This is a genomic window from Pseudomonas fakonensis (genome assembly GCF_019139895.1).
Lineage (GTDB): Bacteria > Pseudomonadota > Gammaproteobacteria > Pseudomonadales > Pseudomonadaceae > Aquipseudomonas > Aquipseudomonas fakonensis.
The window spans coordinates 2,510,652-2,523,873 of the sequence record NZ_CP077076.1 but is presented as its reverse complement, the minus strand read 5'-3'; the positions used below and the strand labels follow the sequence as shown (position 1 = coordinate 2,523,873).

General features: G+C 55.7%; 9 protein-coding genes. 1 reads left to right on the top strand and 8 read right to left on the bottom strand.

All coding sequences use genetic code 11. The features are described from left to right. Positions 1–306: 306 nt before the first annotated feature. The 6 genes from KSS94_RS11435 to KSS94_RS11410 all read right to left on the bottom strand — a co-directional run bounded on the left by KSS94_RS11435 (position 307) and on the right by KSS94_RS11410 (position 3,315). Positions 307–768 carry an SMI1/KNR4 family protein gene (locus KSS94_RS11435; RefSeq protein WP_217843082.1) on the bottom strand — a complete coding sequence of 154 codons (462 nt, stop codon included), beginning with the start codon at positions 766–768 and terminating at the stop codon, positions 307–309. A 287-nt stretch (positions 769–1,055) separates the two neighbouring features. Then, entirely contained in the window at positions 1,056–1,235 is a 180-nt protein-coding gene (locus KSS94_RS27455) for a toxin glutamine deamidase domain-containing protein (protein WP_217843081.1), read from the bottom strand. Positions 1,236–1,690: 455 nt separating this feature from the next. Beyond that, the gene (locus KSS94_RS11425; RefSeq protein ID WP_217843080.1) at positions 1,691–2,281 is read right to left on the bottom strand and encodes a hypothetical protein; all 591 of its coding nucleotides are present in this window, start codon (positions 2,279–2,281) and stop codon (positions 1,691–1,693) included. Beyond that, the gene (locus tag KSS94_RS27565) at positions 2,278–2,625 is read right to left on the bottom strand and encodes a cytidine deaminase-like fold-containing protein (protein ID WP_437180009.1); all 348 of its coding nucleotides are present in this window, start codon (positions 2,623–2,625) and stop codon (positions 2,278–2,280) included. Before KSS94_RS27565 ends, KSS94_RS11425 begins: the two co-directional genes overlap by 4 nt. Next, on the bottom strand, positions 2,612–3,070 hold the full coding sequence (locus KSS94_RS11415; protein ID WP_225935869.1) for a DUF4279 domain-containing protein: 459 nt from the start codon (positions 3,068–3,070) through the stop codon (positions 2,612–2,614). The genes KSS94_RS27565 and KSS94_RS11415 overlap by 14 nt, the downstream gene beginning before the upstream one ends. After that, the gene (locus KSS94_RS11410) at positions 3,067–3,315 is read right to left on the bottom strand and encodes a hypothetical protein (RefSeq protein ID WP_217843078.1); all 249 of its coding nucleotides are present in this window, start codon (positions 3,313–3,315) and stop codon (positions 3,067–3,069) included. The genes KSS94_RS11415 and KSS94_RS11410 overlap by 4 nt, the downstream gene beginning before the upstream one ends. On the opposite strand from KSS94_RS11410, the gene KSS94_RS11405 reads away from it, so the two are divergent. Beyond that, positions 3,314–3,712, top strand: a complete 399-nt coding sequence (locus tag KSS94_RS11405) for a helix-turn-helix transcriptional regulator (protein WP_217843077.1) — start codon at positions 3,314–3,316, stop codon at positions 3,710–3,712. The genes KSS94_RS11410 and KSS94_RS11405 overlap by 2 nt on opposite strands. A gap of 108 nt (positions 3,713–3,820) precedes the next feature. Here the strand turns inward: KSS94_RS11405 and KSS94_RS11400 are convergent, their stop codons facing one another. Continuing rightward, positions 3,821–4,105, bottom strand: a complete 285-nt coding sequence (locus KSS94_RS11400; protein WP_217843076.1) for a hypothetical protein — start codon at positions 4,103–4,105, stop codon at positions 3,821–3,823. Next, on the bottom strand, positions 4,105–13,212 hold the full coding sequence (locus tag KSS94_RS11395) for a hemagglutinin repeat-containing protein (protein ID WP_217843075.1): 9,108 nt from the start codon (positions 13,210–13,212) through the stop codon (positions 4,105–4,107). The genes KSS94_RS11400 and KSS94_RS11395 overlap by 1 nt, the downstream gene beginning before the upstream one ends. Positions 13,213–13,222 lie beyond the last annotated feature (10 nt).

Sequence of the window (13,222 nt, the reverse complement as noted above, 5' to 3'; positions counted from 1 at the left end):
ATTCCTCAACAGTTTCTCAATAAACGAGGCGTCCCCAGTCTTTTTGTATATTTCCTGCGCAGCGACCATGCGATGTTCACCCTCAGTAACATAATACGTACCCTTACTACCTGCATAGCCAGCAATGCGTCCTTTAGGTACTGTAAACCATGATTACTAGATAGCATATAACTTTTAATCTGATGCATATACTGCGGATCCGAAGACCCACCTGCATACTTTTTTATGCCGTATGGCGAAACCTGACTTAATGCCCCCACATTTGCTTTGCACCTTATTGTATTCGAAGCCGTACCCTGAATCGTGCTAATTTAAGTCAGGCCATTGCAAAAGATGGCTCTCTATCGACGCTATTAAAAAGCCTGAAAAACTATCCCAAGCTTTAGCTGTCAAACTCCGACCTTCGAAAAATTGAAATACTGGCGGATCGTCAGAGACTGGTAGAAAATAATTAATTTCATATCCTTGATGCATGCTAAACACCTTAGCATCCGTAGGCAGCAAACCAGAGAGACTCAACTCATCAAGTAACTCTTCCGCCTCGAGCCTCAGACCAAGCAACCTCGGATAAAATATATCTACACCACAAAAAATCTTACCAGCCGAACGCCCCGCAACCATCAAAAACTCACGGTATGCTAACGGAACTTTACAACTAAAGTATTGCTCGACTGAAGCAATATCCATATCAGAGCAGCCAACAAGAGTAGACTTTGAAATCACTCCTCTCAGCACCAACTCATGAAAAATATCCCGAACGCTTTTCATCTTGGGCGTCCTGTCTCTACGTTAACAAGCACACCGGGGAACCTTTGTTGAAACCGACTTATAACCCCACTACATGAGACACAGACTGGGAGCTCCGAGCAAGGATTCACGACCCTTGCGACTTGGGCGTTAGCTTATCTGCCAAATGCGACAATACTTTATACTCTGAGTCCATTGCCCTTCGATTATTACCATTCCGTCCTAGGATTCTCACTTGATTTGCAAAGCAACTTCGGAGTCCCTTAGATACTCCTTCGCCAACTCCAAGGCATACGCACAAGTGACCATCAATTTTTCCTCAACAGCTGCAGTGCTTTGAAATTACTAAGATTTGCTGGCTTCCCGGTCTGCCCATCAAGGAATCTAACAACACCGTTCTGACTAATCACATTGAACACATGCCCTGGCTGACACCGCCCATAAGAACCAAAAACGATCCCCCGAGCACCATTGCCGGAGCTTGCCATTTGTTGCGCAATATTCTCAGGCGCTATTACAGGGCCAAAAAATTAAAGCCGAATTGCTTTTCCAGCACAGTCAATGAAACACCTTTTGCATGGTTGACTGGCAATGCAGATGCAGGATTTCCCGCCAGTGTCGCATCAGTAGCAATAGAGTAATTGACACAGTTATGAGTTCGACTTGCGTCTGGACAACCCGGATTAACATTCTTTATTGATCCGACAGCTTGATCGACACATCTGTCGCTTTTGCACCAGCCGTGGTGGATACGCTTCACCACTCACTAATAAACCTGGGCTTTGGCTTTGGCTTTGGCTTTGGCTTTGGCTTTGGCTTTGGCTTCCAGCATATGCCCCCACACCATTACCAACACACGCTTCAACTAGAGTATCATTCTACATTATCGCCCCTTACTTGTTTTTATGGGCTTATGAGAAAAATGCGGCTTGCCCACTATTTTTTATCGAAGGGCCCAGTCATGTATTGATATAAAATTAATAAATTGCTCTGGAGCGTCCTCCAACGAAGCCCTGTGGTCCGTCACAAAACTAACTCCCGTCACTATGCTTCCATTTCCCCCTAAAAGAAAGTCATCATCAGCGTCATTAAACAAAACATCAAACCCCTTCCCCAAACTCCGTAGATCATCCCCCACACCGACATCATTAAACTTCCCACAATACCCTTCACCTACGGCAATCCTATAAAGCTTTCCGCTATTTTCAAAGTACAGCGACACCGCCTCATTCATAAATCTATATGAGAGCAACCGTTCATTACCGAAACCAATCCTCCTCTCAACTCCCACCCATGAGTTATTCTGAAGAAGAACATCACGAACAGACACTTCCGGACCGTACCACTCAACCGCACCAACTTTATTGCTAACACTGGGAAACGATTCACCTAAAAAAAATCCAGCAGCTGACATACCCGGGACAAGGTCAGAGTACAAATCTGGGAAAAATTTTTCACAACTCACCTCCACCCTTTCATATTTTTCTGGCAATCTCGTTACGTCATCCATCGTTTGAACAGTTAAAGATTTCAATCCGGCCTTTCCGCCGCTACTGCTATATCATCTTTGCAAAAACCACATACATATTTACCTGCAACGCCCATAGCCATATCAGCTCCCCGAATCTTGCCAGCATTATATGCTTGCTGTATGACTCGAATTTCTGCATGAGCGTCGGCCATATTTCCGTTCGGCAACGGTTTTCCTGTTGCTTCAATCTTGGTCGCTACTCGATCAGCTATCAGGGTTAGCTCATCTGGGTTTGCCTGAGCAATTGGGTGAGCCGTTTGGTTTACATCAGTAAATGCTGCCCCCCGATTTCCCCCTCGGCAGTGACAACTGGAGAAATGCCTTTTACACCCTCTAATTTTCGGCAAAATAAATATCAAAAGACAACTCTAAATCCAGATCCGCCAAAGCGCGCATTTGCTCAGGCCAAAGTACTGGGCCGCCGTGCCCCAACAAAGAAAACCACACGCACTTCAAGGTAACTTTAACACCATCCATCTCTTGAATTTTATTTAGTGATTCACGATGCGGATAAATAGTTTCGACCAGCCAATCGATATGTTCCCTGATATCTTTAGAGGATATGTCACTTTCAGTAGACAGGAACCACATCGAGTCTTTTACTTCCCTGGTAAGCCCCCGACTATTTGTAACCTTTTCCCCAGCAAAATTTGCGACTGTAGGCTGAATCTGCAAAAGCTTAGTAATTTCGTCTGGATGAAACTCTCCGGAAAAAATCATTAGCCTGACATAGCACTCAGCACAGGTTTCATAATCTGATGCTACAGGTGTAATTCTGGATTTTACACTCACGGCAGATAATCTCTAATATTCCCGATAACTTCGCCAACCTTACCTACATAATCGCCATCATCTAGCATCCGACCGTGAAAATTTTTAGGCAGCTTGCCAGCATCGGCTTTTAAAGCTGTCAAGAGGGGAAAGCAAAAACAACTCAACGACAATATACCACCAATAGTAGTGTTTACAACAAGCAGTGGTAAAGCCTGGAGTACGTTAATGGCTGTCCTATTACAGATTTCGTCGACGACAGCCATGAGCATCACCAACGAAGAACGTGATTTTTTCATTGCTCTGGGCGAGCGGATTGCCCGCCTGCGCAAAGAGTACGGCATCACCCAAACCCAACTGGCTGAACGGCTGGGCGTGTCGCAGCAGACTATTCAAGCCTATGAGTCCGGTAAGCGGCTTATCCAGGTAGCGGCGTTACCAGAGCTGGCTCGACTCCTTTCGGCCACACTCGAAGATCTATTTGGTCAGCAGCAGGAAACCACTGTGCGTAAGCGTGGACCGGCTCCAAAATGGCAGCAGCAACTGGAAGCCATCGACCAGCTACCTAAGAGCCAACAGAAATTCGTTGCGCAGATGCTTGATGCCCTGATCGCTCAGGCTACGACCAAAGCGAGCAGCGAAGGACGGGAGGTTTTGCAGTAAGCAGATACAACAACACCGGCGCGGGGCCGGTGTAATTCCAATGACATTTACAGAAAACACCAGTGCGAGTTCTGCTATCGGGACCAAGCAAAATATCTACATATCAGGTTATGGATATATGCCGACCCGCTCAAGCTCAGAGAAAAAGAATTCCATACCTTCCCTTATGCTATCTGTATCTTTTCTTATTAAAATATCGTTACTTGTCGACATATTTAAAATAAAAGTATAAATATTACACTCTCTTTCACCATCCACCTTAAATATAAAAAAACCCTTATTTTTCATCGCCACCAACTCTAATATTTGAATAAATTCCTCTAACCCAACGCTATCCATACTTGGCGAACCGAAACGGGCTGCATACTTTTCAGAAAGCTCGTTGAAAGACATTAATTCAGCCCTCTTAATGCTTTTGAAATATCTTGGACACTAGTTAGCTTCCCCGTCGCAACCTTATCCACAACATTCCAAATAATTTGTTTTGGCGGGCCATCCACGCCGTTTTTTATAATCAACTGCTCAACCACTTCAACAGCAGTCCGTTTATTTCCATTATCAAACAGATGCCCGCCAGCAATATCCCTGATCATTGAGCCAGCCTTATTATAAAAACCATCATAATTGGCAGCATTTGCAATAGCCGTATCAACCTCTCTGAATGAAACCGAACCGCCAAACTGTGAATTTATAGCAGTGATGTCGTCTGCACTTAAGCCGACCTTGAAACCACCAAGACCTGCTCCACTTGGAAGGTTTGACGCTGAACTTAAGCCACTAGTGGCTAGATCATCTACCTTTCCGGCAGCGCCACCAGTCGCTTTTACACCCGAGTCTATCGAACTCTCCGCCGCGCTTCCACTCAGCCCACCGCCACGTATCGCCCCAATCAACCCAAGCGCGTTGAGGATGGCTCCAGCTCCCGCCAGAAGGCGCTCGTTGGTCGTCGGCTCGTACCCACTAATCGGATTTGCACCCCCTAACGCTTTATAAAGCTGGCAGGCGGTCGCACTTATCCCAACCCCGTTACATCCCGACTCAAAGGCCTCGAGCGCCAGCTTCTGGGCAGCGAGGTTTGCGCGCTCGACCGCCTGCTTGTTTCGCTGAGTCTGCTCTGCTGCCTCGGCATCAGTTGCCGCGACCAGCTTCCATTCCTTGCCCGCCGGTGTCTCTATCGCCTCACCGGTAACCTGGCAGAACCCGTTGACCGAATTCGCGCAGGCAACGATATCGCCTGGCTGGTTAGCGATGGAATGGTCCGGTCCCATATCCGACCCGACCACGATGTGCTCGGTCTCCAGCACACTGTCACCCAGCCGGCGCAGCTTGCGGATCTCGTCAGCCTGTTCCTGACATTCACCCGATGCCCCTGCAGCACCACCGCACGCCAAGGCGTATTCGCGCTCCAGCTGCTTCAGGTACATCCGCCCATCCAGGCTCAGATGATTGTTCTCGACCGCATTCTTGCCAGCACCCGCTCCCGCTACAGCCCCCGCGCCATCGCCGCTTGCAATTGCTCCTGCAAACCCAGCAGCTAACGTCGATAGCGCAGCCACCGTCTGTTTTTGCTCTTCGCTGAGGGAGTGGGGATCATCGGTGCCGTACAACTGCCGGGTTATCACTTGAGCGGCGAGCTCTCCACCTGCCGCACCGGCAGCTCCTGCTATTGCCGAATTGCCTTGAGCCTGTGCCACCACCGCACCCAGCACGGCATGTGCCATCACTCGAGCGGTGCCGTTGTCACCGGCAACCTGTTTGATCACCCCGGCAAGATACGGCGCCGAGGCGCCAGCCAGCGCACCACCAATGTTCCCACCCGCAAGGCCTTGTAATGCCGCCGCTACCGCCTGAGTTACCTTCTGATAATCGCCTCCCGTCCCGTACTTGCCCATGATCGTCTGGTAAGCATTGGTAGCGGCCAGCTGCTCCTGATACGCCGTGACAACCGTCTGGTCGGCACCTTTCTCAGGCTCGTAGATACCCTGCTTCGCAAGCTCGGCCTTTGCCTCCTCCTTGGCCTTGCGCAGCCCCTCGGTGCGCACGATATCCGACACCTGCGTCCCGATCTCACCAATCAATTGCACCTGCTGAAGGCGGCGCTGCTCTTTCTCCTTGTCGAAGATCGGGCTGATGCTGTCGTTGGCATGCTCGACGTCATGGCTCAGGGTCGCGACGTCTTGCTTCTGCTGGCCCGGATCGCGAATCTCCAGGGCGCCCTCGGAAATCGCCGACGACGTAGTACCACTGGCGCTACCGCTGTGGCTGTACGCAATCAGCATGCCGCTGGGCATGTTGCTGGTGAAGCCCGTCGAGCCGCCGTTGCCACCGCTGATGCTGGCACTGGCCATCTGGCTCTTGAACCTGGCCTTGTTCTCGATATCGCTCCAGCCCAAGGTGCCAGTACTCAGGCGGTTCTTGTCAGTCTCAGCGGTGCTGGCGATGACGCTGCCGTCGAGTTGGGTGTGCTTGCCCACCTCGATCTGGTAGCCGCCCTTGCCGGCGAACAGCCCGGTCTGCTCCTGCACGCTCTGGTATTTGGAGTCGAGCTTGTTCTGGCTGACACTGAGGCTACCGCTCGCCCCGCCTACACCAATGATGGTGGCGCTCACCCCACCGCTGATATTGCTCTGCTTGGACTTGTAGTCGTCGGTATCCTGCAGGCTCTGCAGCGTCAGGTCACGCCCAACGTCAGCGACGACTTTGTCGGCGTTGACCTGCGCGCCCTTGAGCGTGGTATCCCGCACGCTGAGCAAGCTGGCCTGGTTCCCGGCATCGAGGGTCGTTTCCGTCCAGGTCGTCCCGTTACCCTTCTCGTTGCCCGTACCTTTGTTGGCATTGGCAAAAATGCTCAGGCCGCCGCCCTGCGGACCGACACCGATACTGGCGCCGATGGCACCGCCACTGCTGCTGTTCTTGCCTTCCAGTTTCTGCGTGTTGGCTGCGGCTTCCAGCAGAATGTCGCGCTCAGCAGCCAGCGACAGATCGTTACCGGCCTTGAGCTTGCTGCCCTGCACACGGATATCGCCGCCGGTGGTATCGCTGCCATTGCCCGTGGCCACGATGGTGAGGTCGTTGCCGCTGGTCAGGCTGCTGCCCTGGCTGATGGTCTGTTCCTGGGTCTGCCGCGAGCTGGACTTCTGTGCGCCGAGCGAGATGGCGACGCCGACGAACTGGCCGACGTTCTCTGACGTCATACCGCCATTTTCCAGCGCGGCCTGCCAGGCCTGAACGCCGGTCAAGCCGGCCTTGACGCCTTGCAGAGCCGAAAGCCGGCTGTCTTCTTCCTGAGTCGCTTGCTTGATCGTCTGGTAGGCAGCGTCAATGGCACTGCCTACCGTGCCGGACAAGGCAAAGGTCAGGCCGCTGCTCTTGCTCTTGGAGGTCTGTTCACTGACGTTGTGGTTTTCGGCCGCAACGATTTCGACGCTCTGTCCGACCAGGGTAATGTCCTTGCCGGCGATGACCTCGGAGCCTTTGACGCCCAGGTTCTTGCCCGCCCCGATGGAGACGTTGCCGAGCACGCTGCCGACCGTGCTGGCCCTGGCGCTCTCGCTGATGCTGGTGGAGGTGTTCTCCTGGCTGGTCGAGCCCAGGGTGAAGCCGATCCCGCCGCTGCTGAACAGGCCGGCCTTCTTCTGCGACGTCGAGTGGCTTTGCTCGAAGGTTTCCGTGGCGCTCTCGATCTGGATGTTGCCACCGGCCAGCAGGCTCGCATCGTGGGTGGCCACGATGTTGCTGCCTGATACGCCGATATCTCCCCCTGCGCGGACCACCACCGTGTCGCCGCTGACCGACGAGCCCTCCTGGGTGACGGAGCGCGAGCTGTCAATACGGGTCTTCTGGCTGCTCGACAGCCCGGAGCTGCTGGTCTTGGTCTTGCGGTAGTAGCTGTAGTCGCTGTTTTGTGCGGTGCCGAGATTCACGTCGCCGCCGGCATAGAGATAGGCCTCATCCCCTGCCGTCACGCGGCTGGCCACCAACTCAAGGGACTTGCCGGCCGTGAGCGCTACATTGCCGCCCGCCACCAAAGTGGTGGACACCTGCTGAACATGGTCCTCTTGCCCCTTGAAACGCTTGGTTTGGCTCAGCCAATGCTGCTCATTCGCCGCAGCGTCCAATGTCAGGTTTTCTTTGGCCGACATCGAAACATCGCGGCTGGCCGCAATCTGGCTAGCCGTTGCCGTGATATTTCGACCTGCATCGATGGCCAGATCGCGGCCCGACTCAAGCACCGAACCATGCTGGGTTACATTGCTGTCGCGGTAGTTGGCGTTCAACTGGTTGCCGACCACTTGCGCCACAGCTGTCAGGCTGACATCGCGACCAGCGGTTATATGGACATCAGCGGCGCTCTTCAATACGCCGGCGCTGTTATTGAAATCTTGACCCGCGTTGATCGAGAGGTTGTTCGCCGCCTCGATCCGTGCCGCATTGTCGACAAAATCCCGCTGCTGCGCGTAGGGCCCTTTGTTGCTTTGGTGCGAGGTCAAAGTGCGTTCGTTGACCACATCCCCTTGAACTGCCGCCAAAGCCACATCTTGCCCCGCGACAATGCCACCTGCCTTGTTCAACAGATCCTGACCCGCCGTCAGACTCAGGCCCTTGCTTGCCTCCACCAACCCACTATTAGACAGGCTCCCTCCTGCCACCACCGACACATTGTTGGCCGCGCGCAGAGTGCCGACGTTGTTCAAATCCCCGCCGGTAATCAGACTTACGTCCTTGCCCGCGATCAGGGAGCCGTTGGGTGCCAGGCGGTTGTTGGAGTGAGCCAGGTAGAGCACTGGCACCAGCACCTGTTCGCCGTTCACTTCATGGCTTTCCAGCCAGACGATGTCGTGGGTCAACGCGGCAACCTGTTCCGCCGTCAGGCTCACGCCGACCGCGAGGTCGAGTTGTTGCTTGCTCTGGACGGCGTTGTCCATCAGGTACTTGAACAGCTTCTCGTCGCTGTCCTGGCCGTCGAGGAAGCGTTGTCCCGTGCGGGCAGTGACCGCCTGCTGGATCATTCGCTGCTCATAGAGCCCGTCACCCAGGCGCTTGGCGCTTGAATCCGGGTCATAGCCGAGATTGCTCAACAGGTAATCCGAGCTCATGAACTGCTTGAAGTCGGTCAGCGCTGGGTTGGTTTCGATCAGGTATTTATGCGGTTTGGATTGCGCCGATTGGTCGGGCAGCCCCGCAATCGCCAGAGGGGTGGGTGCGCTGGTCGCACTCGAGCCCTGACTGCTCAAGCGGAACAAACCATTCTGATTGGTGGGCAAGGTAAAGCCCGGCAACGTCACCGGGTTGAGCTGTTGTTGGGCCACTTCCGGGGGAAGCTGGGCGTTGATGAAGACAGGTGTCGAGTAGCCGCTGCCGGCGCTGGTGTCGGCCTGGGTTTGACCCGCCCCTACGTAGGCATAGAACGATCGCACCACACTGTTGTTGAGCGTCTGACCGGCATTGAGGGTGGCGTTGCCACCGGCCTGAATGACCGCTGCGTAAGACTGATCGTCATCGGTGACGGTGCTTTTTTGCGCAAGCAACACGCCCATCCACCCCAGGAAGGCGCTCAGGTCAGGCGCAAACGAAGCCGATGGATTGGGGTTGTTTCGAGCGTTGAAAACGTCCGCCAGGGCGGCGGCATTGCCAGTCTCGTTGACGAAGCTCCAGTACCGGCGAACGGTGTGGATTTGCTGGTTTTGCAGCCCCTGGTTCTTGATGGTGGCGGCATTGACCAGCAGGTTACCGGCAGCGGCTACGGTGCTACTGGTGTTGGTCAATATCTGGGTGTCGATCAACAGGTCCGCGCCGCTGCTCAGGCTGGACGAAGCACTGCTATTGTTGACCTTCAGGCGATCGGTTTCATAGATTTCCCAAAGGCCATTGATACGCCCCCCGCCGCGAGCATCGCAGCCAGCAACTGGAATCTGCTCACACGGTAGGCGGACGATACGGGTATCCGCTTTTTCATTCGGGGTGTATTCCAGCACGTCCATCACGTTGTTGAGGGTGCTGGCTGCAATCGTCATCCCCCCCAGGCTTTCGATACCGCCCGAGCGGTTATCCAACAGATCGGCCTGGGCCTGGGCTGCGTCCTTGGCAATCAGTATCGAGCCCAGGCTGTACACCTGGGCATAGCGGTTGGTGAAACTTGTGGCCAGCAGTTGCGCGTTACCACCGCTGGAGATAAGCCCATGGTCGTTGAGCAGCGTCGTGGTGTCGATCAGCAGGTCTTTACCGCTACCCAGAGTACCGCCGTTATTGATGTCGCCGGCCCTCAGGGTCAGGTTGTTGCTGGAGGTGATGCGTCCGGCGTTGACCAGCAAGGCATCGATATCGATCTGGGTGTCACGGCCACCGGCGACGCTGCCATTGGCCTGCAGCTCGAGGGTATCTGCATGCAGCGTCAGGTCGCCGAGGCTACTGACGCGCCCGTTGCCCGCATAGCTGCCCGCAAGGTCCAGGTTGAGCGTGCCGTCACTGCCGATCAGGCCATCGCTGCGCCAATCGGTGCCTGCCCCTTCAAGATGACTGGCGGCCAGCAATTGTCCCGTGCTGGTCTGGGTCAAGTGCTTGACCTTGACTGTCAGGCGCTCGGCCTGGATCGAGGTGCTGTTGGTCCAGGTGTCGGTATCCAGGGTCAGATCGCCCTGCGTCACCAGGCGTCCGCCAACATCATTGAGGTTGGCCATGGAAAGACCAAACACCCCATTACCTGCATGCAACAAGCTACCGCTCTGGTTCCTGAAGCCGGTGGCCTCGATAGTCAGGTCGGTGTTGGCGGTTTCCAGGCGACCGACGCTGTTGTCGAACGTGCCACCGATACTGAAACGGGTTTTGTCGCTAACGCCCAGCGCGCGCAACTGCCCGTTCTGGTTATCGAGACTGGCGGCGGTGGTCGCCAGGGTGCTCAGGCTTTCGATCAGGCCATTGCGATTGTTCAAGGCGCCTTGCAGGTTCAAGCCAATCTGCCTGGCGCTGATCTGGCCGTCACTGTTGTCCAGCTCCCTGGCGTCGACCTCCAGCAGGGTTCTCGCGTACGCCGAGCCATTTCGGTTGTCAAACGTGCCGTTGACGGCAGTCTCGACACGAACCCCATCGTTCAACGCGGCGAGGCGGCCACGCAGGTTTTCGAGGTTGGCGGCCTTGACGGATAGTTTGCCTTCCTTGGCCACGATCTGGCCGTCCTGGTTGCCGACGTCTGCCGCAACCTCCACGTGCAGCGCTTGCTTGGCCTGCAACTGTCCCTTGGCATTGCCGAGGCTGCCGGCACCCAACTGCAGTTCACCACTACGACTGGCGATGAGCCCTTCGTTTGTATTGTCGACGTGACCACTGGCGGTGATCAGCAGCTTGTCGCTGGCCGCCAACGTGCCCTTGGCGCCGTTATCCAGCTCGCCAGTGAACAGGCTAAGCCAGCGCTGGCTGGAGAGCTCCCCCCCCTGGTTATCAACCCGTGTGCTGCGCTCGATCAGCAAAGGCCCGGCACTCGACATTCGTCCCTGGGTGTTGATGAGAGCGCCCAGAAGGTCGAGGGTGATCGCCTGCTGGCCGATGAAAGTGCCTTGGTTGTTGTTGAGTTCGGTGCCACTGAACGCCAGGTCGCCGGACGCGTTGAGCGTACCCTCGATGTTGTTCAACGCCATGACCTTCAAGGTCATGGCCGCACCGCTGCTCAACAGCCCTTCTGCCGAGTTGTCGAGCAGACCGCTGACGGTGATGGTCTGGTCAGTTGTGCTGGAGATGTTGCCCTTGGCACTGTTGTCGACACTGCTCGCGGTGATGGTCAAGGCTTTCTGACTGACCACAGCACCTGCAGCACTGTTGACCAGGGCGTCGCTCAGTTGGATACCGACATCGCCACTTCGGCTGGACAGCGTACCGCCGTTGCTGTTGTCCAGATGCGTGCCGGTGATGGTCAGCCCTTGCCAGCCGGAAACCAGCCCGCCCTGGTTGTCAATCACGGCGCTCGCGCTGAGGTCGAGCCCCATTTGCGCCATCAATGTACCGCTGCTGTTGTCCAGTGAGCCCAGGATCAACGTCGCGTTACCCTGGCTGGACACCTCGCCCGCAGTGTTGCTCAGGTGCCCCAGTGTGGCATCGACCTGGCCCTGCCCTTTGATCAGGCCCCCGTGATTGTTGAGTACCTTGTCTGCGGTAAGACTGAGCCGGCTTGCACTGAGCACCTGCCCCTGATGCTGGTTGTCCAGGGTGGTGGCATTGACGATGACCTGGCGCTGCCCGCTTAACGTGCCACCCTGGTTGCTCAACCTCTGTTGAGCAGTGACGGTGAGATCGCGGCTGGCCACCACACTTTTACCGGTATTGTTGATCGACTGCGCAACAAGGCTGACATCCCCCTTGGCATTGCGGCTGTTGTCAGCATTGACCCCGGCTTCGATGACACCGTTGTTGGTCAGCGTTCTACCGGCATCAAGGTTCACGCTGTCCCGGGCGGCAATGGAATGAGCGTTGTTGAGGTCAGCCTGGGTTTGCAGGCCGACACGGCTACCGGCATACACCGCACCCTGCGCGTCGAGGCTCGCAGCCTTGACATTGACCGCACCGGCCGCCGATACCTGCGCCAGGCTCAGATGACCGTTGGCATCGATCTGGATATCGCCGCCACTGGCGGCCAGATTGCCAGCGACTTTCACCCCGACCCCGGCCTCGGTGCCCACCAGCTTGATCGCTCCGGCGTACATGCCACCCAACGCAGACGAATCAATGGCCAGCTGCGGTTTGACGCTGCCATCGTCAGCACGAGCAGTGGCGTCCAGGGCCTGGGCGTTGACGTCGTTACGACCCGCGACGATGGTCAGGTTGTTGGCCTGAATCTCGGCATTGATCTTCGCGCTGCGCGTGATGATTTCGAAGTGATCGACATTGGTTGCATTGAGCCCGGTGCCTTCAATCGCAACACTGCCCTGATCAACCTGAAAACGCTCCAGGCGCCCGCTGCCATCGAGCACCGGCTTACCCGTGGTCAGCGTCGCACGCGGGGTGTTGATGAAACCGCAACCGTTGCAGGTAATGCCGTAGGGGTTGGCGACGATAACTCGCGCCGACTGCCCTGCCACCTCGGTGTATCCGCGCAACTGGCTCGGGCTGCCACCGACCACTTCGTTGAGGATGGTCTGCGCCGAACCGCTGTTTTTCAGGTGCGGGTTACCAATGATCATGCCACCCAGTTGCGTGGGCGAGGTCTGGCTCGAGCCGTTGTTGAGGATCACGCCTTGGGTGCCGACGTTGTAGTCGACGAACTGGTTGTGCGACAGGCCGCTGCCATTAGGTGTGGCAATGTTGACGATCGGCACGCCATTGCCAGCATGGTCCAGGGTGGTGCCCGGCGTGGCAACCACAATGCCATCCGCCTGTGCCCACATCGGTTGCCAGAACATGACGTTGGCCAACAGGAAGGCCAGGCCGCGTTTGGGCAACCCCAGGAAACGTTCGCGACTCTTCACCTGCGCGGAAGGTTGACGAGCGAGAAAGGTGAAGCGGCGAACGTCCATAGGGGTGATC

What these genes read in the sequence shown, in the direction of transcription:
- KSS94_RS11395 (WP_217843075.1), bottom strand. Translation starts at nt 13,212, where the DNA reads ATGGACGTTCGCCGCTTCACCTTTCTCGCTCGTCAACCTTCCGCGCAG.
- KSS94_RS11435 (WP_217843082.1), bottom strand. Translation starts at nt 768, where the DNA reads ATGAAAAGCGTTCGGGATATTTTTCATGAGTTGGTGCTGAGAGGAGTG.
- KSS94_RS27455 (WP_217843081.1), bottom strand. Translation starts at nt 1,235, where the DNA reads ATGGCAAGCTCCGGCAATGGTGCTCGGGGGATCGTTTTTGGTTCTTAT.
- KSS94_RS11410 (WP_217843078.1), bottom strand. Translation starts at nt 3,315, where the DNA reads ATGGCTGTCGTCGACGAAATCTGTAATAGGACAGCCATTAACGTACTC.
- KSS94_RS11405 (WP_217843077.1), top strand. Translation starts at nt 3,314, where the DNA reads ATGAGCATCACCAACGAAGAACGTGATTTTTTCATTGCTCTGGGCGAG.
- KSS94_RS11400 (WP_217843076.1), bottom strand. Translation starts at nt 4,105, where the DNA reads ATGTCTTTCAACGAGCTTTCTGAAAAGTATGCAGCCCGTTTCGGTTCG.